Source organism: Klebsiella sp. GG_Kp173 (assembly GCF_040062415.1).
Classification (GTDB): Bacteria; Pseudomonadota; Gammaproteobacteria; order Enterobacterales; family Enterobacteriaceae; genus Klebsiella; species Klebsiella quasipneumoniae.
On record NZ_JBEAFZ010000078.1, the window covers coordinates 74,665 to 93,790 of the forward strand.

Sequence of the window (19,126 nt, forward strand, 5' to 3'; positions counted from 1 at the left end):
AGATGAGTGTGATTGCGCAGGCAGGGGCGAAGGGTCGTCAGCTGCACAAATTTGGTGGGAGTAGTTTAGCGGATGCGAAATGTTACCTGCGCGTCGCGGGGATCATGAAGGAGTATTCGCAGGCGGGGGACATGATGGTCGTCTCCGCCGCTGGCAGCACCACCAACCAGCTGATCAGCTGGCTTAAGCTTAGCCAGAGCGATCGCCTTGCTGCGCATCAGGTTCAGCAGTCGCTTCGCCGCTATCACACCGAGCTGATTGGCGGTCTGGTGGAGCCTGCGGCGGCGGATACGCTGATAGCCGCCTTTATCCACGACCTTGAGCGTCTGGCTGGTCTGCTGGACGGCGGGGTTTCCGAAGCGGTCTATGCGGAAGTGGTCGGCCATGGGGAAGTGTGGTCCGCGCGCCTGATGGCGGCGGTTCTCAACCAGCTGGGAATGGAAGCCGCCTGGCTTGACGCGCGCGCGTTCCTGCGCGCGGAACGCGCCGCGCAGCCGCAGGTGGATGAAGGATTATCCTATCCACTGCTGCAGCAGCTGATGGCGCAGCATCCTAACAAACGTCTGGTGGTGACCGGCTTTATCTCCCGCAACCAGGCCGGTGAAACCGTCCTGCTGGGCCGTAACGGGTCTGACTACTCCGCCACCCAGATCGGTGCGCTGGCGGGCGCTTCCCGCGTCACTATCTGGAGCGACGTCGCCGGGGTGTACAGCGCGGATCCGCGCAAGGTGAAAGACGCCTGTCTGCTGCCGCTGCTGCGTCTGGACGAAGCCAGCGAGTTAGCGCGTCTGGCCGCGCCGGTGCTCCATGCCCGCACGCTACAGCCGGTTTCCGCCAGCGATATCGATCTGCAGTTACGCTGTAGCTATACGCCGGAACAGGGTTCCACGCGCATTGAGCGCGTACTGGCCTCCGGTACTGGCGCCCGGATTGTTACCAGCCATGACGACGTCTGCCTGGTGGAGTTCCAGGTGCCGGCCGGTCACGATTTCAAACTGGCGCATAAAGAGCTGGACGCCCTGCTCAAACGCGCCCAGCTGCGCCCGTTAGCCGTTGGCGTCCATGCCGACCGCAAGCTGCTGCAGTTTTGCTATACCTCCGAGGTGGCCGACAGCGCGCTGAAGCTGCTCGATGAAGCGGGTCTGCCGGGCGAGCTGCGTCTGCGTCAGAAGCTGGCGCTGGTGGCGATGGTGGGCGCTGGCGTCACCCGTAACCCCCTGCACTGCCACCGTTTCTGGCAGCAGCTGAAAGGGCAGCCAGTGGAGTTCACCTGGCAGTCGGAAGAAGGAATCAGCCTGGTGGCCGTGCTGCGCGCCGGGCCGACGGAAAGCCTGATCCAGGGGCTGCACCAGTCCTTGTTTCGTGCCGAAAAGCGTATTGGCCTGATGCTGTTCGGCAAAGGAAACATCGGTTCCCGCTGGCTGGAGCTGTTCGCCCGTGAACAAACCACGCTCTCGGCGCGCACCGGCTTTGAGTTTGTTCTCGCCGGCGTGGTCGACAGTAAACGCAGTCTGCTGAACTATGACGGGCTGGACGCCAGCCGGGCGCTAGCTTTCTTCAACGATGAAGCGGTGGAGCAGGATGAAGAGTCGCTGTTCCTGTGGATGCGCGCGCACCCGTACGATGATTTAGTGGTGCTGGACGTCACCGCCAGCGAACAGCTGGCCGACCAGTATCTTGATTTCGCCAGCCATGGCTTCCACGTGATCAGCGCCAACAAGCTGGCGGGGGCCAGCAGCAGCGATAAGTATCGCCAGATCCACGACGCGTTTGAGAAGACGGGGCGCCACTGGCTGTATAACGCCACCGTGGGCGCCGGCTTGCCGGTGAACCATACGGTGCGCGACCTGATCGACAGCGGCGATACCATCCTCGGCCTGAGCGGTATCTTCTCGGGAACGCTCTCCTGGCTATTCCTGCAGTTCGATGGCACCGTGCCGTTCACCGACCTGGTGGATCAGGCGTGGCAGCAGGGGCTGACCGAGCCGGATCCGCGCGTCGATCTGTCCGGTAAAGATGTGATGCGCAAGCTGGTGATCCTCGCGCGGGAAGCGGGCTATGACATCGAACCGGATCAAGTGCGCGTGGAATCACTGGTCCCGGCGCACTGTGAAGAGGGTTCGGTTGATCACTTCTTTGAGAATGGCGAAGAGCTGAACGAGCAGATGCTGCAGCGCCTGGAGGCGGCCCGCGAGATGGGGCTGGTGCTCCGCTACGTGGCGCGCTTTGATGCCAACGGCAAAGCTCGCGTCGGCGTGGAAGCGGTACGCGAAGAGCACCCGCTGGCGGCGCTGCTGCCGTGCGATAATGTGTTTGCTATCGAAAGCCGCTGGTATCGTGATAATCCGTTGGTGATCCGCGGGCCCGGCGCCGGGCGTGACGTGACCGCCGGGGCGATCCAGTCGGATATTAACCGTCTGGCGCAGCTGCTGTAATCCCGAGAAAAAGACCAGGCCAGGCCTGGTCTTTTTTGTTAGTGCGCCGCAAAAACCGCTTTAGCGGCAAACAGGCCGTTTAGCGCCGCCGGGAATCCGGCGTAGACCGCCATCTGCATGATCACTTCCGTAATTTCCTCTTGCGTCAGACCAACATTTAATCCCGCGGCAATATGCACTTTCAGCTGCGGCTCGGCGTTACCCAGCGCGGTGAGCGCGGCGATGGTGGCGATTTCCCGGCTGCGCAAATCAAGTCCTGGCCGGGCGTAAATATCGCCGAAGGGGAACTCAATCAGATAGCGGGCGAAGTCGGGGGCGATATCCCGCAGGCTGTCGACGACGGCTTCCCCGCCGTGACCGTCCACGCGCTGAAGCATTTCCTGACCGGTGATATAACGTTCGCTGGACATCGTTTTTTCCTCTCTGTGATGAAGCGTTGAGAGGAAGGGTAGGGAAGTTTGCCGGACTTGAGTAATACCCTTTTCGTGATACCTTTTCAGTATGACAACTTCGCGATTGCATTCTCTCGATATCCGCCTGCTGCGCGCCTTTGCGGTGGTGGCGGAGGAAAATAACATCAGCCGGGCGGCGCAGCGGTTATTTATCTCGCAGCCGCCGCTGAGTCGCCATATGCGCCATCTGGAAGCGCAGCTGGGGGTGACGCTGTTTCAGCGCCATAGCAAAGGCCTGATCCTTACCGACGCGGGCAGAGAGGTGCTGGCAATGATTCGGCCCATGCTGGCGCTCCAGGAACGCACGCTGGCGGCATTGAGTGAGCTCTCCGTTCACTCACCGCCGTCTCTGCGTCTGGGCGTGACGACCGCCTTCGAACAAGGCATTTTCGCCGCTGTTGAATTTGCGCTGAGCGAACATACCCGCGCGTTGCATATCACCCGCCACGCTTCACCGGCGCTGGCTCAGCAGGTGCGCAAAGGCAAACTCGATGCGGCGCTGGTTGCGCTGCCGCTCAATACTGAAGGGCTGCACCTGCACTCATTGCCGTATCAGGAGCCGCTCATCGCGGCAGTGCCAGCCTCCTGGCCGGAAGCCGCCACACCAGCGTTAACGCTAAGCGCGCTCAATCACCGGCCGTTGTTCTGGTTTAAACGTGAGCGTAACCCCGATTTCTTTGACTACACGCGACGCATTTTCGACCGGGCTGGCTATACCCCCGCTTATGTGGAAGAGCCTGCCGAACATGATGTGCTGCTGGCGAGAATTGCGCGTGGGGAAGGCATGATCCTCCTGCCGGCGTCCTTTTCCGCAATCCAGCGTCAGGGGGTGGTGTTCTGTCCTGTCGCTGAAGGCGACAGCATGCCGTTAAGCCTTGGGGTGATCTATGCGCCTCACCAGGCAGAATCCGTGCAGCAATGGCTCTCACTGCTGGATGAGCACCTGACGACTGGCTAGCCTCAGGCTGACTCTCGAGCCACCAGCTGTCCGGAAAGGGTAATGCGCTGGGTCGGCAGGGCAGGTTCTTTGATTTTGCGGATAATGAGCGAGGCTACCTGACGTCCTGTCTCTTCGCTGGCGGAAGAGACATAAGTGAAGGATGGCGAGGTCAAATTCACGTGCATCATGTCTTCAAAACCCACCAGCGCCACCTGCTGAGTGAGAAAGACATCTTTTCCCACCGTGCGTCCAACCTGATGAATGCCGCTGAGGCAGCCAATCATTGCATCCGGTGAGTGGCACAGCAGGGCGGTAATGGCATTATTTTTTTCCAGCAACTGGCGGGTAGCGATACTGGCAGCCTGCGTATTGTCGCTGCAGGCAGGAGCAAATTCCTCCCGTACGGTCATGCCGTTTTTCTCCAGCGTACTGTATAAGCCAAGCAGCCGCTGCTGACGAATCAGGTCATTATCCTGTCCGCCAATATAGGCGATGTAGCGATGGCCGCGTTCAATCAAATAGCGGGCGGCGATACTGGCGGCCTGGCGATTATCGCGGACCACCTGGTCATGATGGCCGGAGAGCGGCGTTTGCGAGACGGCGACCAGCGGCAGAGGACATGCTTGTAACGCCGCAGGCAGCGCATTGCTGGTGGTATCGGCATCCAGATATATCACGCCGGCGACGCCCTGCTGTTTAAACGACAGCAGGCAGCGGGCCAGATAGTCATGATCGTCGCGCGGCTGGCCGAGGATCACCATATAGCCTTGCTTCTCCAGCTCCTGGACGATATTCGCCATCACTTTAATGGAAAAACTGTCGTTGAAGTCGCGCAGGATCAGGCCGATCAAATTGGTGGTATTGGCGCGAAGGTTAGCGGCGGCGACGTTATGTACATAGCCAAGTTCCTGGATGGCCGCGTTGACTTTTTCGATGGTGGCGTCGGAGATCTTCCCTTTCTGGCGTAATACCAGCGACACCGTCGAAACGGAGACGCCGGCCAGTTTCGCCACATCTATAATGCTGACTTTCTTCAAAATCGCTCCATGACAACGCGTGTATTACCGTCAGATCGCAGACATAGGCTTACCCACGGTAAGCCTACTTCCACACCATAACACCTTCTTGTTATTTGCCAATCATCCCCGACATGGTTTGCGCGATAAATTGCGCCCTGGCGCCAAAAATAATCTGGATGCCGTTATCGCCGACGAAGACCACCCCGCGTGCGCCGATGCCGTTGAGGCCATCTTTATCAACCGCATCGCGCTCAGCCACTTCCAGGCGCAAGCGGGTGATACAAGCCCCGACGGAATCGATATTTTGTGAACCACCGAGAAGATTGACGATCTCCGTTGCCAGCTCCGCGTCGGTTTTATCATCGGCGGTGACAGTGATATCGGTACGGCCTGGTGTTTTCACATCAAAGCGACGGATAACGAACCGGAAGGTGAAATAATAAATCAGCCCCATCGGCACGCCAACGATAACCGCGTTGAGGAAGTGGGTTTGATAGCCGTTCAGCGACGGCAGAATACCGAAGGAGATATAGTCAATTAGCCCCGCCGAGAAGGATTTAGCGATATGCGCATGCAGCAGATACATTGTCATGTACGAGAGCCCCGCCATGATGGCGTTGAAGACGTACAGGATCGGCGCCACGAAGATAAAGGTAAATTCTACGGGTTCGGTAATGCCGGTCAGGAAGCAGGTCAGCGCGGCAGAGAAGAGAATACCGGCCGCGATTTTTTTATTCTTAGTATGCGCTTCGTGATACATCGCCAGACAGGCAGCTGGAAGCGCGAACAGCATAAGCGGGAATTCCCCCTGCATAAACTTCCCAGCGTTTTGGTAGCTATCGGAGCTAAAAGATTTCACCCCTTCTTCCAGCATTTTAAACCAGATGGTCTGGTCGCCGTGGATCACCTGGCCTGCCTGAGTGGTGTAATCGCCGAAAGAGTACCAGAAGGAGGGATACCATATGTGGTGCAGTCCCAGTGGGATCAGCGCCCGTTCAACGAGGCCGAAAATAAAGGTCGATGCGGCCTGGTTGTCGCCGTTTACCACCATCGACAGTGAGTCAATACCGGCCTGGATATGTTGCCAGACATAAGGCAACAGCAGGCCGAGGATAAATGAGAGAAATGCCGTGGCGATCGCCACGAAACGCTTACCCGAGAAGAAGCCAAGGAACTCAGGCAACTGCATCGCATGGAAGCGGTTATAACACCACGCCGCGAGAATACCGCAGATGAGACCGCCAAAAACCCCCATCTGCAGCGTCGGGATGCCGACGACCATGGCATATTTTCCGCCCTGAGAGGCCATCTCCGGCGTAATGCCGAGCACAGTGCTAATGGTGATATTAGTGATGAAGACGGAGACGGCTGCCGACAGCGCAGCGATACCCGATTCTGATGCCAGCCCCACGGCTGAACCAATTGCGAACAGCATTGGCAGGTTATCAAAAATGATACCGCCGGCGTTCATCATCAAGGGCATATGGAATTTATCCCCGAAGGCCAACAGTAAGCCGGCGGCCGGGAGGAGCGAAATCGGCAGCATCAAGGCGCGGCCGATCATCGACAGTTTTGATAATGATTTTATGAACCCTGACCACAGACTCATGGTGATATCCCCGAATAGATTTTATAAGCATTATTGCGTAAGTAGAACGTTCTAGTAGAACGTTCTACTTACTCTGAACCAAGCGATAAGCGGCTGCAATAACAATCGCTATGGCCAACATGGGGAGATGCTGGTTTTTTGAACTGCTTCAAATTTCATCGGATCGAATTCTTCCTGCGCGGCATCCATTCTGGCCGGAAGATGAATTTTTTTCATATTGGCCGCCTTTTCCTCACTCTTTACGCAGATTTTTCTATTGACGCCCGCGCGCTTTTCCGTCATTTTTACATCTGGACGTCTAAACGTATAGAAGTTCGCAATACAACAGCCATTACATGCGATTGATGAGGTAAGGTATGAGCTTTTTTCACGCCAATCAGCGGGAAGCCCTGAATCAGAGCCTGGCGGAAGTCCAGGGCCAGATTAATGTGTCCTTTGAATTCTTTCCGCCGCGCACCAGTGAAATGGAGCAAACCCTGTGGAAATCCATCGATCGCCTGAGCAGTCTGAAACCGAAGTTTGTCTCGGTGACCTATGGCGCGAACTCCGGCGAGCGCGATCGCACCCACAGCATCATCAAGGGCATTAAAGAGCGAACCGGTCTGGAAGCGGCGCCGCACCTGACCTGTATCGATGCGACTCGCGATGAGCTGCGCACTATCGCCCAGGATTACTGGAACAACGGCATCCGCCATATCGTCGCGCTGCGCGGCGACCTGCCGCCGGGCAGCGGTAAACCGGAGATGTATGCCGCCGATCTGGTCAGCCTGCTGAAAGAGGTGGGGGATTTCGATATCTCTGTCGCCGCGTATCCGGAAGTGCATCCGGAAGCGAAAAGCGCGCAGGCGGATTTACTCAACCTGAAACGCAAAGTCGAGGCAGGCGCCAACCGCGCGATCACCCAGTTCTTCTTCGATGTGGAAAGCTACCTGCGTTTTCGCGATCGCTGCGTCTCAGCGGGCATCGACGTGGAAATTATTCCGGGTATCCTGCCGGTATCCAACTTTAAACAGGCGAAAAAGTTTGCGGATATGACCAACGTTCGTATCCCGGTGTGGATGTCGAAAATGTTCGAAGGTCTGGATAACGATGCCGAAACCCGTCAGCTGGTGGGGGCTAACATCGCTATGGACATGGTGAAGATTTTAAGTCGGGAAGGGGTAAAAGATTTCCACTTCTACACCCTGAACCGCGCCGAAATGAGCTACGCCATCTGCCATACGCTGGGCGTGCGTCCGGCCTGAGTGCTTGCCGTTTCCGCCGCCAGTGGGCGACACGTCCGGCAGATAAACATAAAAAACACCCGGCTGACGCCGGGTGTTTTGTTTTGCTCTGGATTATTCCCATTCCTGCAGGAAGCGCTGGCCATATTGGTCGGCGACCAGCAGCGCGGCGTAGACCTGGTCGGAGTTAACCCCGCCCGGCATATTGTGAATGGTTTCGCCTTCAGCGCAGGCGGCTTCCGCCACCAGGCGCATCTTGGTCGGAATGTCGCCTTTGATATCCAGCTGCGCCAGGGTGATCGGCAGCCCAACGCTGTGACATAGCGCGGCGACGGTCTCGATCTCTTCCACCGGCGCGTTTTCCAGCACCAGCTGCGTCAGGGTGCCGAACGCCACTTTTTCACCGTGATAATAGTGGTGAGCGTCAGGGATGGCCGTCATGCCGTTATGAATCGCGTGGGCTGCCGCCAGGCCACCGCTTTCAAAACCGACGCCGCTCAGATAGGTGTTGGCTTCCACCACCCGCTCCAGCGCCGGAGTGACCACGTGCTGTTCAGCGGCCAGCATCGCTTTTTCACCCTCTTCGAGTAAGGTGTTGTAGCACAGCTCGGCCAGCGCCAGCGCCGCCTGGGTGCATTTCCCGCCCGCCATGGTGGTGGCGCCGCTGCGTGAGCAGGCGCGGGCTTCGAACCAGGTGGCCAGCGCATCGCCAATTCCGGCTGCCAGCAGGCGAGCCGGCGCGCCGGCAACGATCTGCGTATCGACAATGACCATGTTAGGGTTGTGCGGTAGCATCAGATAGCTGTCGAACTCCCCTTCGTCGGTGTAAATCACCGACAGCGCGCTGCACGGCGCATCGGTGGAGGCGATGGTGGGGGCGATCGCCACCGGCACCTTCATAAAATGGGCCAGCGCTTTCGCGGTATCCAGGGTTTTACCACCGCCGATCCCCAGCACGGCGGTGCATTTCGCACTGCCGGCGATATCGCGCAGGCGATTGATTTCATTATGCGAACATTCACCGCCAAACGGCGCGATTTCCGCCGCCAGGCCGGCATCGGCCAGGCTTTTGCGTAGCATCTCTTCCGCGAATCCCAGCACGAATTTATCGCCAACGACCAGCCAGCGTTCGGCCAGCGGTTTCAGATAGTCGCCAAGGCGCTTGATGGCGCCTGCGCCCTGAATGTATTTGCCTGGTGATTGAATAATGCGATCCATTACGATTCCTCCTCGATGACCGTGATGCCGCCCGCAGGCGGCGCGCGGGTCCGGTTACAGGTTCAGCGTGCCAAAGGCGTTATTCCAGTCCTGTTCAAACTTCTCTATGGCTGACTCTACCGCAGGGGTGCCGAGCATTTGTTGCGCTACATCTAGTGGAAGGGTGATGGCTTCGCAGCCAGCCAGCAGGCAATCCAGTGCCTGACGGGGCGTTTTGAAGCTCGCCGCCAGCACTTTGCTTTCGGGCGCATGCATTTCCAGCAGGGATTGCAGCTCCTGCACCATGCGGATGCCGTCCCCGCCCTGAGCGTCGACGCGGTTAACGTAAGGCGCGACGTACTTTGCGCCGGCCAGCGCGGCCAGCAGACCCTGTGAGGCGCTGTAGACGGCGGTGCCAAGGGTTGGGATGCCTTCCTTCTTCAGCAGCTTGATAGCGGCGAGGCCTTCGGCGGTGACCGGGATTTTGACCACGATGCCCGGCACGGCGTTGCTCAGGCGTTTGGCTTCTGCCACCATGCCCTGCGCATCGCGGCTCATGGTCTGCGCAAACAGAATCCCTTCCGGGCCAACGGCTTTTTGCAAGCGCGGCAGTACATCCCAGACCGGTGTTTTTCCGGCGGCGATAATGCTCGGGTTGGTGGTCACCCCGGCCAGCGGGTAGATGCGGGCCAGGCGTTCCACTTCGGCGACGTTGGCGGTATCCAGATAGAGTTCCATAGTGTTTTCCTCAATGCTTAATTCGGTGCTGTCGTTGAGGTAAGCATACGGCTTTCGTTTGAAGGATCGCCAGATGACAAATTTGCCAAAAACTGGATAAATGTACGCATCGCGATTAAGGATGATTTAGATCACATTTATCGACGCTGCCTGGGATGAGAGGAAACTATAGCGCGCACAAAAGTCAGGTTTAACACACAAAAATCTAGTTTTTTGCCGGGGATGATTTTTCTGTCAGCTGGCTATGGTACTGGCGGCGGTATTCAGACGGCGAGCGTTCCGTGGTTTTGCGGAACAGGCGGCAGAAGTAGTTACTGTCGGCGAAGCCGCAGGCATGGGCGATGTCTTTCACTTTCATATCGTGGCCCTTCAGCAGCATACGGGCCTGTTCGAGACGAATGTGGTTCAGATATTCATTGAAGCCCATTGGCCCACATTTCTGGAACAGATGAGAAAGATAGTTAGGAGAGAGATAGAACGCCTGGGCGACCGATTCCCGGCTCAGCGGCTCCGGGTAATGGACCTCGATGTACTGACGGATTGCCTCGAACAGCGCCTGGCTGCGCGAGGAGGTTTGCGCCTGGCTGCCGAGAAGATCATGGCAGTGGCTGAGCAGGCTGATGACGATGCTGCGGGCGGTTTGCTGCTCCTGCGGCTGCATCCGGATCTCGTTGAGCGCCTGCAGCAGAAAGGAACCGACGCGCGGCCCGCGACGCAGCGCCTGTAGTTTTTCAACAACGGCGATCGTCTTGCCATTCCAGTGCTGCAGCGAGCACTCCAGCTGCTGCTTAGCGAACAGGATGCTTAACAGCAGGCAGGGCGCCTGCCACTGTGGGCAGTTCCAGCTATCGCCAGGAATATAGAGCACGTCATGGGTCTCCAGGGGCGGGGCGTTATCGCCGAGCGCCTGGTCGCGCAATTGCCCATCGAGGAGGATATTCAGACGGGGAAAATCAACCTGCACCACCGGTTCAGCAGGCGAGCGCGTCTCGCCGGCGAAATAAACCTGGCCGAGGCTGGTCTGCTTTTTTAGCAATGCATCAATAAGTTGATTGATATCGTTGTCCATCATTGTTCCGCCCCGCGCATCACCCTTTTCATCATACCGGACATTATTCCAGCGGTAAAAGCGCCAGCCTGTCGCTATTGCTTCTCACTTAAGATATGTTATATCGTAACAATTTGTCGCCATTGATAACAAACTCAGGAGAGAGTAATGACCAGAAAGATCCCCCTGCTGGCCTTGGGACTCGGCATGGCGCTCGCCAGCGCCCAGGCGTTCGCCCACGGCAACCATAGCCATGGGCCGGCGCTAACCGAAGTGGAGCGTCAGGCCAGCGAAGGCATTTTTGCGGATAAAGATGTGCAGGACCGCGCGCTGAGCGACTGGGAGGGCGTCTGGCAGTCGGTGAACCCATATCTGCTCAACGGCGATCTCGATCCGGTGCTGGAGCAGAAGGCGAAAAAGCCCGGCGGCAAGAGCGTGGAGGAGTATCGCGCCTATTATAAGAAGGGCTACGCCACCGATGTGGAACAGATTGGCATTGAAGATGACGTGATTGAGTTCCACGTCGGCGAGACCGTCAACAGCTGCAAATACCGCTATTCAGGCTACAAAATTTTGCATTACGCCTCCGGTAAGAAGGGCGTACGTTATCTGTTCGAGTGCCAGCAGGGCGATGCCAACGCGCCAAAATATGTCCAGTTCAGCGACCATATCATTGGTCCGCGTAAATCGCAGCATTTCCATATTTTCATGGGCAATGAATCACAGGAAGCGTTGTTGAAAGAGATGGATAACTGGCCGACCTATTATCCGTATGCGCTGCATAAAGAACAGATCGTTGATGAGATGTTGCACCACTAAAACGGGTGAAAAATCCCCCGGCCGGGCGGCCGGGGGAAAGACATTGATTAGCCGGTGTTACGCATACCGGCGGCGACGCCGGCGATGGTGACCATCAGCGCTTGTTCAACGCGCGGATCCGGGTCTTTGCCCTCTTCTTCAGCCTGGCGTGAACGGTGCAGCAGTTCCGCCTGCAGGACGTTCAGCGGGTCGGTATAGATATTACGCAGCTGGATAGACTCGGCGATCCACGGCAGGTCAGCCATCAGATGGGAGTCGTTGGCGATGGCCAGCACGACGTTGATATCGGCAGCCAGCAGCTTGCGCAGCTCGGTACCCAGCGCCCACAGCTCCGGTTTCACCAGGCGCTGATCGTAATACTCCGCCAGCCACAGGTCGGCCTTCGAGTAAACCATCTCCAGCATGCCGAGGCGGGTGGAGAAGAACGGCCAGTCGCGACACATCGCTTCCAGTTCACTCTGTTTTCCGCCTTCGACTACCTTCTGCAGCGCAGCGCCAGCGCCCAGCCAGGCCGGAAGCATCAGGCGGTTCTGGGTCCAGGCGAAGATCCACGGAATGGCGCGCAGCGACTCGACGCCGCCGGTCGGGCGACGTTTTGCCGGGCGCGAACCCAGCGGCAGTTTGCCCAGCTCCTGCTCCGGAGTGGCGGAGCGGAAGTAAGGCACGAAATCTTTGTTTTCACGCACATAGCCGCGATACATCTTGCACGACACGTCGGACAGCTCGGCCATGATGTCGCGCCACTGCGGTTTGGGTTCCGGCGGCGGCAGCAGGTTGGCTTCGAGGATCGCGCTGGTATAGAGCGACAGGCTGCTGATGGTGACTTCCGGCAGGCCGTACTTAAAGCGGATCATCTCACCCTGCTCGGTAACGCGCAGGCCGCCTTTCAGGCTTCCCGGCGGCTGTGAGAGGAGCGCGGCGTGGGCCGGCGCGCCGCCGCGGCCAATGGAGCCACCGCGACCGTGGAACAGCGTCAGTTCGATCCCGGCTTTCTCACAGGTTTTGATCAACGCATCCTGCGCCTGGTACTGCGCCCAGGAGGCGGCCATCACCCCTGCGTCTTTCGCGGAATCAGAGTAGCCGATCATGACCATCTGTTTGCCCTGGATAAAGCCGCGGTACCAGTCGATATTCAGCAACTGGGTCATGACGTCGTTGGCGTTGTTCAGGTCGTCCAGCGTTTCGAACAGCGGAGCCACCGGCAGGGCGAAGCCAATCCCGGCCTCTTTCAGCAGCAGGTGAACCGCCAGCACGTCGGATGGCGTTTTGGCCATCGAGATCACGTAGGCGGCGATCGATCCGCGCGGCGCCTCGGCGATCACTCTGCAGGTGTCGAGAACTTCGCGGGTCTCTTCGCTCGGCTCCCACTGGCGCGGCAGCAGCGGACGTTTGGAATTCAGTTCGCGGATCAGGAAAGCCTGTTTGTCGGCTTCTGACCAGCTTTCGTAATCGCCGATCCCGAGGTAACGGGTCATTTCACCCAGCGCTTCGGTGTGGCGGGTGCTTTCCTGGCGAATATCAATACGCACCAGCGGTACGCCGAAAGACTTCACGCGGCGTAGGGTGTCGAGCAGCTCGCCGTTGGCGATAATGCCCATGCCGCAGGCCTGCAGCGATTTATAACAGGCGTACAGCGGCTCCCACAGCTGCTCGTTCTGCGTGATCAGTCCCGCCGGTTTCGGCAGCTTCTGGCCTTTCAGACGCGCTTCCAGCCAGGCCTGGGTTTCCATCAGCTGAGCGCGCAGTTTTTTCATCAGGTAACGGTACGGTTCCTGAGCGCCCTCGGCGCCGGCCAGGGCACGCAATTCGTCGGTACACTCCACCATCGACAGCTCGGAGATCAGCACCTGCACATCTTTAAGGAATAGATCGGTCGCTTTCCAGCGGCTGAGCAGCAGCACGTGGCGAGTGATGTCGGCGGTCACGTTCGGGTTGCCGTCGCGGTCGCCGCCCATCCACGAGGTGAAACGCACCGGGACGAAGTCCACCGGCAGCTGATAGCCAAGGTTGGCTTCCAGCTGTTCGTTCAGCTCGCGCAGGTAGTTAGGCACCCCCTCCCACAGGCTGTTTTCCACCACCGCGAAGCCCCATTTGGCTTCATCGACCGGGGAAGGACGGTGCTTACGGATTTCATCGGTATGCCAGGACTGGGCGATCAGCTGGCGCAGACGGCGCATCAGCTGGTGGTGCTCGTAGTCCGCGATATCTTTGTTATCCAGCTGCTTGAGGCAGTTGTTCACTTCCACCATTTTATGGATCAGCGTCCGGCGGGTGATCTCGGTCGGGTGGGCGGTTAACACCAGCTCCAGGGACAGAGATTCCACCGCTTTTTTGATGGTCTCCTCGTTGAGATTGGGTTGGTCTTTGAGCTTTCTCAGGGTACGCGCAATGACTTCCGGATTGCTGGCCGCTTCGCCATTCGGCGAAATGCTGTGGTACTGCTCAGCGGTGTTAGCCAGATTCAGGAACTGGCTGAAGGCACGGGCTACCGGCAGCAGTTCGTCGTTAGACAAATTCTGCAGCGTGGTCAGCAGCTCCTGGCGGTTAGCTTCGTTGCCGGCGCGTGAAGATTTGGACAACTTACGGATAGTTTCGACACGATCAAGAATATTTTCTCCCAGTGCATCCTTGATGGTATCGCCCAGCACCTTGCCGAGCATACTGACATTACTACGCAATGCGGAATATTGTTCGTTCATGTTACCCCAGACACCCCATCTCATTTTATTTTGTTATATCCGCTGCGCTGGAACGTGAGCAACGGATAAGCAACCCGTCTTTTATAAAGCCACGTAAATACCCCCACGTCAATTACTGCGAAATCGCTTCAGCAAACGAGTAAATACCCGTAATTTGCGAAATTTAACTCAGGGGGCGCTGGATAAGCATCGCTTATGGAAATGTGACGATCGTCACCGTTCCGCCCCGGGAGAACGGGACGGAAAAAGAGGGCGATTTTAGTGCCAGCAGAAGTGGTGGACCACCTGGCTAATCAGCTCCCGCGTCGGCTTGATAAAGCGCGTCTCCAGAAACTCGTCAGGCTGATGGGCCTGGTTGATCGAGCCCGGGCCGAGAACCAGCGTTGGGCACAGTGTCTGGATAAACGGCGCTTCGGTACAGTAGTTCACCACGTCGGTCTGGGCGCCAAGCAGTTTCTCAACCACCTGCACCAGCTTATGGTCTGGTGGGCACTCATAGCCGGGGATCGGCGGATGCAGCTCCGAGACCGTCAGGCGGCCTGGCCAGCGTTCGCTGACCGGGGCCAGCGCCTCGCCCAGCAGACCATTAAGGTCGTTGAGGGTCATCCCCGGCAGCGGGCGGATGTCCATATGCAGTTCACAGCAGGCGCAGATACGGTTTGAGGCATCGCCGCCATGGATGGCGCCGAGGTTGAGGGTTGGGTAAGGGACCGTGAACGCCTCGAAGTGGTAGCGCTCTTTTAGCAGATCGCGCAGCTGCATAATTCGACCAATGGCGTCGTGCATCAGCTCGATCGCGTTGACCCCGCGCGCCGGATCGCTGGAGTGGCCGGACTGGCCCTGAATACGGATCGCGTTGGACATATGTCCTTTATGGGCGCGGATTGGCTGCAGGGAGGTGGGCTCGCCGATGATGGCGCAGTCCGGGCGCAGCTGGGTGGTTTCGGCAAAATAGCGCGCGCCAGCCATGCTGGTCTCTTCGTCGGCGGTGGCCAGAATATACAGCGGTTTTTTCAGCGTGGTGACGTCGACATCGCGCAGGGCGTCGAGAATAAAGGCGAAAAAGCCTTTCATATCGGCCGTGCCGAGGCCGTAGAGCTTGTTATCGTGTTCGGTGAGGGTGAACGGGTCGCGCGTCCAGCGGCCATCATCGAACGGCACGGTATCGGTATGCCCTGCGAGCAGCAGGCCGCCGGCGCCGTGTCCGGTGCTGGCCAGCAGATTGAATTTATGGCGCGTATCCGGCACTGGCTGTACCTCGACGTTGAAGCCGAGATCGCGGAACCAGCCGGCCAGCAAATTGATTAAAGACTCATTGCTTTGATCGAGAGCCTCTTCGGTCGCGCTGATGGACGGTGTGGCGATCAACGCGCGGTAGATCTCGATAAAGGGCGGTAAATTGTTTTTCATTGTTGACACACCTTGGGTCGTGATAGTATCAATATTCATGCATTTATTGTGAATAAAAATACAATATCGTTGAGCGTAAGAAAACCCATCGAATGTAAGGAGATGCGCTTCCAATGTTAAATACGCTGATTGTGGGTGCCAGTGGTTATGCCGGCGCAGAGCTGGTGACCTATATCAATCGTCATCCGCATATGAACATAACCGCTTTGACGGTCTCCGCGCAAAGCAATGATGCGGGAAAATTAATTTCCGACCTGCATCCGCAGCTTAAAGGCATTGTCGATATGCCGCTGCAGCCGATGTCCGATATCAGCGAATTCAGCGCTGGCGTGGACGTGGTGTTTCTCGCCACCGCGCACGAAGTGAGTCACGATCTGGCGCCGCAGTTCCTTGCCGCCGGCTGCGTGGTGTTCGATCTCTCCGGTGCCTTCCGCGTTAACGATGGGGCGTTCTACGAAAAATATTATGGTTTCACTCATCAGCATCCCGACCTGCTCAAACAGGCGGTGTATGGTCTGGCGGAGTGGAGCGCGGATGCGCTTAAAGAAGCGCAGTTAATCGCGGTGCCTGGCTGCTACCCAACGGCGGCGCAGCTGTCGCTGAAGCCGCTGATCGATGCCGGTTTGCTGGATCTCAACCAGTGGCCAGTGATCAACGCCACCAGCGGGGTGAGCGGCGCGGGACGCAAAGCCGCGATCGGCAACAGCTTCTGTGAAGTCAGCCTGCAGCCGTACGGCATATTTAACCATCGTCATCAGCCGGAGATTGCCAGCCACCTCGGAGCGAAAGTGATTTTTACCCCGCACCTGGGTAATTTTAAACGCGGTATTCTGGAAACCATTACCTGCCGCCTGAAGCCGGGCGTTGGCCATGCGCAGATCGCGGCGGTTTACCAGCAGGCTTACGCCGATAAACCGCTGGTACGTTTATATGATAAAGGCGTGCCCGCAGTGAAAAGCGTCGAAGGTCTGCCATTCTGTGATATCGGTTTTGCCGTGCAGGACGATCATCTCATCGTCGTCGCGGCAGAAGATAATCTGCTGAAAGGCGCCGCAGCGCAGGCGGTGCAGTGCGCGAATATTCGTTTCGGCTTCGCTGAGACGCAGTCTCTTATTTAAGGTGTGATGATGAACCCATTAATTATCAAACTCGGCGGCGTATTACTCGATAGCGAAGAAGCGCTGGAGCGTCTGTTTACCGCGCTGGTCAATTACCGTGAAGCGCACCAGCGTCCGCTGATTATCGTCCACGGCGGCGGCTGCGTGGTGGATGAGCTGATGAAGCAGCTCAATCTGCCGGTGCAGAAGAAAAATGGTCTGCGGGTGACGCCGGCTGAGCAAATCGACATCATCACCGGCGCGCTGGCGGGAACCGCTAACAAGACGCTGCTGGCGTGGGCGAAAAAGCACGGTCTGGCCTCTGTCGGCCTGTTCCTCGGCGATGGCGATAGCGTGAAGGTGACGCAGCTGGATGCTGAGCTGGGCCATGTCGGGCTGGCGCAGCCGGGCTCTCCGACGCTGATCAACACCCTGCTGGCGGGCGGTTACCTGCCGGTGGTGAGCTCTATCGGCGTGACTGACGAGGGCCAGCTGATGAACGTCAATGCTGACCAGGCGGCGACGGCGTTGGCGGCTACCCTGGGGGCGGATCTGATTCTGCTGTCTGACGTCAGCGGTATCCTCGACGGTAAAGGGCAGCGCATTGCCGAGATGACCGCCGAGAAAGCGGAGCAACTGATCGAGCAGGGGATTATCACCGACGGTATGATTGTCAAAGTGAATGCGGCCCTCGACGCCGCGCGCGCTCTGGGCCGTCCGGTGGACATCGCCTCCTGGCGTCACGCCGAGCAGCTGCCGGCGTTGTTTAACGGCACGCCTATCGGCACACGTATTCTGGCTTAAGATTTCATGCCCGGCGGCGCGTTGTCTGCCGGGCTTACAAGACCGTAGGCCGGGGAGGCACAACGCCACCGGCGGAACTAACGAATAAAGGAAGCATGTTATGGCACTTTGGGGCGGGCGTTTTACACAGGCAGCAGATCAACGGTTTAAACAGTTCAATGACTCGTTGCGCTTCGACTATCGTCTGGCGGAGCAGGATATCGTTGGCTCTGTCGCCTGGTCGAAAGCGCTGGTAACGGTCGGCGTTCTGAGTGCCGCTGAACAGCAGCAACTGGAAGAAGCGCTGAACGTGCTACTGGAAGAGGTGCGCGCCAATCCGCAGCAAATCCTCGCCAGCGATGCCGAAGATATTCACAGCTGGGTGGAAGGCAAACTGATCGACAAAGTGGGCCAGTTGGGCAAGAAACTGCATACCGGCCGCAGCCGTAACGACCAGGTCGCTACCGATCTTAAACTGTGGTGCAAAGATACTGTTGTCGAACTGCTGTCGGCTAACCGCCAACTGCAGAGCGCGCTGGTGGAGACGGCCCAGCAGAACCAGGACGCGGTGATGCCGGGGTACACCCACCTGCAGCGCGCCCAACCGGTGACGTTCGCGCACTGGTGTCTGGCTTATGTCGAAATGCTGGCGCGCGACGAAAGCCGCCTGCAGGACGCACTGAAGCGCCTCGACGTTAGCCCGCTAGGCTGCGGCGCGCTGGCGGGAACGGCGTATGAGATCGACCGTGAACAGCTGGCCGGCTGGCTGGGCTTTGCCTCCGCCACCCGCAACAGCCTCGACAGCGTGTCCGACCGTGACCATGTTTTGGAGCTGCTTTCCGATGCCTCTATCGGCATGGTGCATCTGTCGCGCTTTGCGGAAGATCTGATTTTCTTTAACTCCGGCGAGGCGAATTTCGTCGAGCTTTCCGACCGCGTAACCTCAGGCTCCTCGCTGATGCCGCAGAAGAAAAACCCGGACGCCCTGGAGCTTATCCGTGGCAAATGCGGTCGCGTGCAGGGCGCGCTGACCGGCATGATGATGACCCTGAAAGGGCTGCCGCTGGCCTACAACAAAGATATGCAGGAAGATAAAGAAGGGCTTTTCGACGCCCTGGATACCTGGCTCGACTGCCTGCATATGGCGACCCTGGTGCTGGATGGCATCCAGGTAAAACGTCCGCGCTGTGCGGAAGCGGCGCAGCAGGGCTATGCCAACGCCACGGAGCTGGCGGATTATCTGGTGGCGAAAGGCGTACCGTTCCGCGAGGCGCACCATATTGTCGGTGAAGCGGTGGTGGAAGCCATTGCGCAAGGGAAACCGCTGGAAGCGCTGGCCCTGGCCGATCTGCAGAAATTCAGCCCGGTGATTGCGGACGATGTTTATCCGATCCTGTCGCTGCAGTCCTGCCTGGATAAACGCGCGGCAAAAGGCGGCGTCTCGCCGCAGCAGGTGGCGCAGGCTATCGGCGAGGCGAAGGCCCGTCTGAGCTAATCCTTAGATATCTGCCCCCCCTGACCCGGCCGAGCCCAGCGACGCCGGGTTTTTTATGCAAAAAAAAAGCGGACGCAAGGTCCGCAAAAGTTCACGTTGGCTTTAGTTGTTCGGGTAGAGAAACAGTGTGACGGGCCAGTGGTTTTCAGAGGTTCACCGTCT

At 58.2% G+C, this 19,126-nt stretch carries 16 protein-coding genes; 7 read left to right on the forward strand and 9 right to left on the reverse strand.

What is annotated here, in order from left to right; translation table 11 throughout:
- Nucleotides 1-2: 2 nt before the first annotated feature.
- A complete protein-coding gene (locus tag ABLU50_RS17185; protein ID WP_023291529.1) occupies nucleotides 3-2,435 on the forward strand; it encodes a bifunctional aspartate kinase/homoserine dehydrogenase II in 2,433 nt (810 codons plus the stop codon).
- A 38-nt stretch (nucleotides 2,436-2,473) separates the two neighbouring features.
- Here ABLU50_RS17185 and ABLU50_RS17190 read toward each other — a convergent pair whose 3' ends face one another.
- A complete protein-coding gene (locus ABLU50_RS17190) occupies nucleotides 2,474-2,845 on the reverse strand; it encodes a carboxymuconolactone decarboxylase family protein (protein WP_004203680.1) in 372 nt (123 codons plus the stop codon).
- A 91-nt stretch (nucleotides 2,846-2,936) separates the two neighbouring features.
- On the opposite strand from ABLU50_RS17190, the gene ABLU50_RS17195 reads away from it, so the two are divergent.
- A complete protein-coding gene (locus tag ABLU50_RS17195; protein WP_087832512.1) occupies nucleotides 2,937-3,845 on the forward strand; it encodes a LysR family transcriptional regulator in 909 nt (302 codons plus the stop codon).
- Nucleotides 3,846-3,847: 2 nt separating this feature from the next.
- Here the strand turns inward: ABLU50_RS17195 and ABLU50_RS17200 are convergent, their stop codons facing one another.
- The 3 genes from ABLU50_RS17200 to ABLU50_RS17210 form a co-directional block, all read right to left on the reverse strand.
- Nucleotides 3,848-4,864 carry a substrate-binding domain-containing protein gene (locus ABLU50_RS17200; RefSeq protein ID WP_023319431.1) on the reverse strand — a complete coding sequence of 339 codons (1,017 nt, stop codon included), beginning with the start codon at nucleotides 4,862-4,864 and terminating at the stop codon, nucleotides 3,848-3,850.
- Nucleotides 4,865-4,955: 91 nt separating this feature from the next.
- Nucleotides 4,956-6,455: a PTS transporter subunit EIIC gene (locus ABLU50_RS17205; RefSeq protein ID WP_023319432.1), complete on the reverse strand. Its 1,500-nt coding sequence runs from the start codon at nucleotides 6,453-6,455 to the stop codon at nucleotides 4,956-4,958.
- 108 nt (nucleotides 6,456-6,563) lie between these two features.
- Complete coding sequence (locus tag ABLU50_RS17210; protein ID WP_017899816.1) at nucleotides 6,564-6,737, reverse strand: hypothetical protein; 174 nt, start codon at nucleotides 6,735-6,737, stop codon at nucleotides 6,564-6,566.
- Between the two features lie 74 nt (nucleotides 6,738-6,811).
- On the opposite strand from ABLU50_RS17210, the gene metF reads away from it, so the two are divergent.
- Nucleotides 6,812-7,699 (forward strand): methylenetetrahydrofolate reductase, encoded by an 888-nt coding sequence (gene metF / locus ABLU50_RS17215; protein WP_004203682.1) that lies wholly within the window; start codon nucleotides 6,812-6,814, stop codon nucleotides 7,697-7,699.
- A 93-nt stretch (nucleotides 7,700-7,792) separates the two neighbouring features.
- Here metF and ABLU50_RS17220 read toward each other — a convergent pair whose 3' ends face one another.
- The 3 genes from ABLU50_RS17220 to ABLU50_RS17230 all read right to left on the reverse strand — a co-directional run bounded on the left by ABLU50_RS17220 (nucleotide 7,793) and on the right by ABLU50_RS17230 (nucleotide 10,760).
- Nucleotides 7,793-8,896, reverse strand: a complete 1,104-nt coding sequence (locus tag ABLU50_RS17220) for a glycerol dehydrogenase (protein ID WP_004203683.1) — start codon at nucleotides 8,894-8,896, stop codon at nucleotides 7,793-7,795.
- Between the two features lie 54 nt (nucleotides 8,897-8,950).
- Nucleotides 8,951-9,613, reverse strand: a complete 663-nt coding sequence (gene fsa / locus ABLU50_RS17225; protein WP_004203684.1) for a fructose-6-phosphate aldolase — start codon at nucleotides 9,611-9,613, stop codon at nucleotides 8,951-8,953.
- 205 nt (nucleotides 9,614-9,818) lie between these two features.
- Nucleotides 9,819-10,760, reverse strand: coding sequence for an AraC family transcriptional regulator (locus tag ABLU50_RS17230; RefSeq protein WP_227523440.1), 942 nt, complete (start codon nucleotides 10,758-10,760; stop codon nucleotides 9,819-9,821).
- A 69-nt stretch (nucleotides 10,761-10,829) separates the two neighbouring features.
- On the opposite strand from ABLU50_RS17230, the gene zinT reads away from it, so the two are divergent.
- Nucleotides 10,830-11,480: a metal-binding protein ZinT gene (gene zinT, locus ABLU50_RS17235; RefSeq protein WP_004203686.1), complete on the forward strand. Its 651-nt coding sequence runs from the start codon at nucleotides 10,830-10,832 to the stop codon at nucleotides 11,478-11,480.
- Between the two features lie 47 nt (nucleotides 11,481-11,527).
- On the opposite strand, the gene ppc is transcribed toward zinT, so the two are convergent.
- Nucleotides 11,528-14,179, reverse strand: coding sequence for a phosphoenolpyruvate carboxylase (gene ppc / locus ABLU50_RS17240; RefSeq protein WP_004203687.1), 2,652 nt, complete (start codon nucleotides 14,177-14,179; stop codon nucleotides 11,528-11,530).
- Between the two features lie 258 nt (nucleotides 14,180-14,437).
- Nucleotides 14,438-15,589, reverse strand: coding sequence for an acetylornithine deacetylase (argE, locus tag ABLU50_RS17245; RefSeq protein ID WP_004203688.1), 1,152 nt, complete (start codon nucleotides 15,587-15,589; stop codon nucleotides 14,438-14,440).
- A 113-nt stretch (nucleotides 15,590-15,702) separates the two neighbouring features.
- Here argE and argC point away from each other — a divergent pair, with 113 nt between their 5' ends.
- The 3 genes from argC to argH all read left to right on the forward strand — a co-directional run bounded on the left by argC (nucleotide 15,703) and on the right by argH (nucleotide 18,964).
- Nucleotides 15,703-16,707, forward strand: a complete 1,005-nt coding sequence (argC, locus tag ABLU50_RS17250; protein ID WP_004203689.1) for an N-acetyl-gamma-glutamyl-phosphate reductase — start codon at nucleotides 15,703-15,705, stop codon at nucleotides 16,705-16,707.
- Nucleotides 16,708-16,713: 6 nt separating this feature from the next.
- Complete coding sequence (gene argB, locus ABLU50_RS17255; RefSeq protein ID WP_085955164.1) at nucleotides 16,714-17,490, forward strand: acetylglutamate kinase; 777 nt, start codon at nucleotides 16,714-16,716, stop codon at nucleotides 17,488-17,490.
- A gap of 100 nt (nucleotides 17,491-17,590) precedes the next feature.
- Complete coding sequence (gene argH / locus ABLU50_RS17260) at nucleotides 17,591-18,964, forward strand: argininosuccinate lyase (protein ID WP_004203690.1); 1,374 nt, start codon at nucleotides 17,591-17,593, stop codon at nucleotides 18,962-18,964.
- The last annotated feature ends 162 nt before the right edge of the window (nucleotides 18,965-19,126 follow it).

Bases quoted from the DNA above. Each gene is read 5' to 3' on its own strand.
- ppc (WP_004203687.1), bottom strand. From the start codon at position 14,179: ATGAACGAACAATATTCCGCATTGCGTAGTAATGTCAGTATGCTCGGC.
- ABLU50_RS17195 (WP_087832512.1), top strand. From the start codon at position 2,937: ATGACAACTTCGCGATTGCATTCTCTCGATATCCGCCTGCTGCGCGCC.
- argB (WP_085955164.1), top strand. From the start codon at position 16,714: ATGATGAACCCATTAATTATCAAACTCGGCGGCGTATTACTCGATAGC.
- fsa (WP_004203684.1), bottom strand. From the start codon at position 9,613: ATGGAACTCTATCTGGATACCGCCAACGTCGCCGAAGTGGAACGCCTG.
- argH (WP_004203690.1), top strand. From the start codon at position 17,591: ATGGCACTTTGGGGCGGGCGTTTTACACAGGCAGCAGATCAACGGTTT.
- ABLU50_RS17220 (WP_004203683.1), bottom strand. From the start codon at position 8,896: ATGGATCGCATTATTCAATCACCAGGCAAATACATTCAGGGCGCAGGC.
- argE (WP_004203688.1), bottom strand. From the start codon at position 15,589: ATGAAAAACAATTTACCGCCCTTTATCGAGATCTACCGCGCGTTGATC.
- ABLU50_RS17210 (WP_017899816.1), bottom strand. From the start codon at position 6,737: ATGACGGAAAAGCGCGCGGGCGTCAATAGAAAAATCTGCGTAAAGAGT.
- zinT (WP_004203686.1), top strand. From the start codon at position 10,830: ATGACCAGAAAGATCCCCCTGCTGGCCTTGGGACTCGGCATGGCGCTC.
- ABLU50_RS17205 (WP_023319432.1), bottom strand. From the start codon at position 6,455: ATGAGTCTGTGGTCAGGGTTCATAAAATCATTATCAAAACTGTCGATG.
- ABLU50_RS17185 (WP_023291529.1), top strand. From the start codon at position 3: ATGAGTGTGATTGCGCAGGCAGGGGCGAAGGGTCGTCAGCTGCACAAA.
- metF (WP_004203682.1), top strand. From the start codon at position 6,812: ATGAGCTTTTTTCACGCCAATCAGCGGGAAGCCCTGAATCAGAGCCTG.
- ABLU50_RS17190 (WP_004203680.1), bottom strand. From the start codon at position 2,845: ATGTCCAGCGAACGTTATATCACCGGTCAGGAAATGCTTCAGCGCGTG.
- argC (WP_004203689.1), top strand. From the start codon at position 15,703: ATGTTAAATACGCTGATTGTGGGTGCCAGTGGTTATGCCGGCGCAGAG.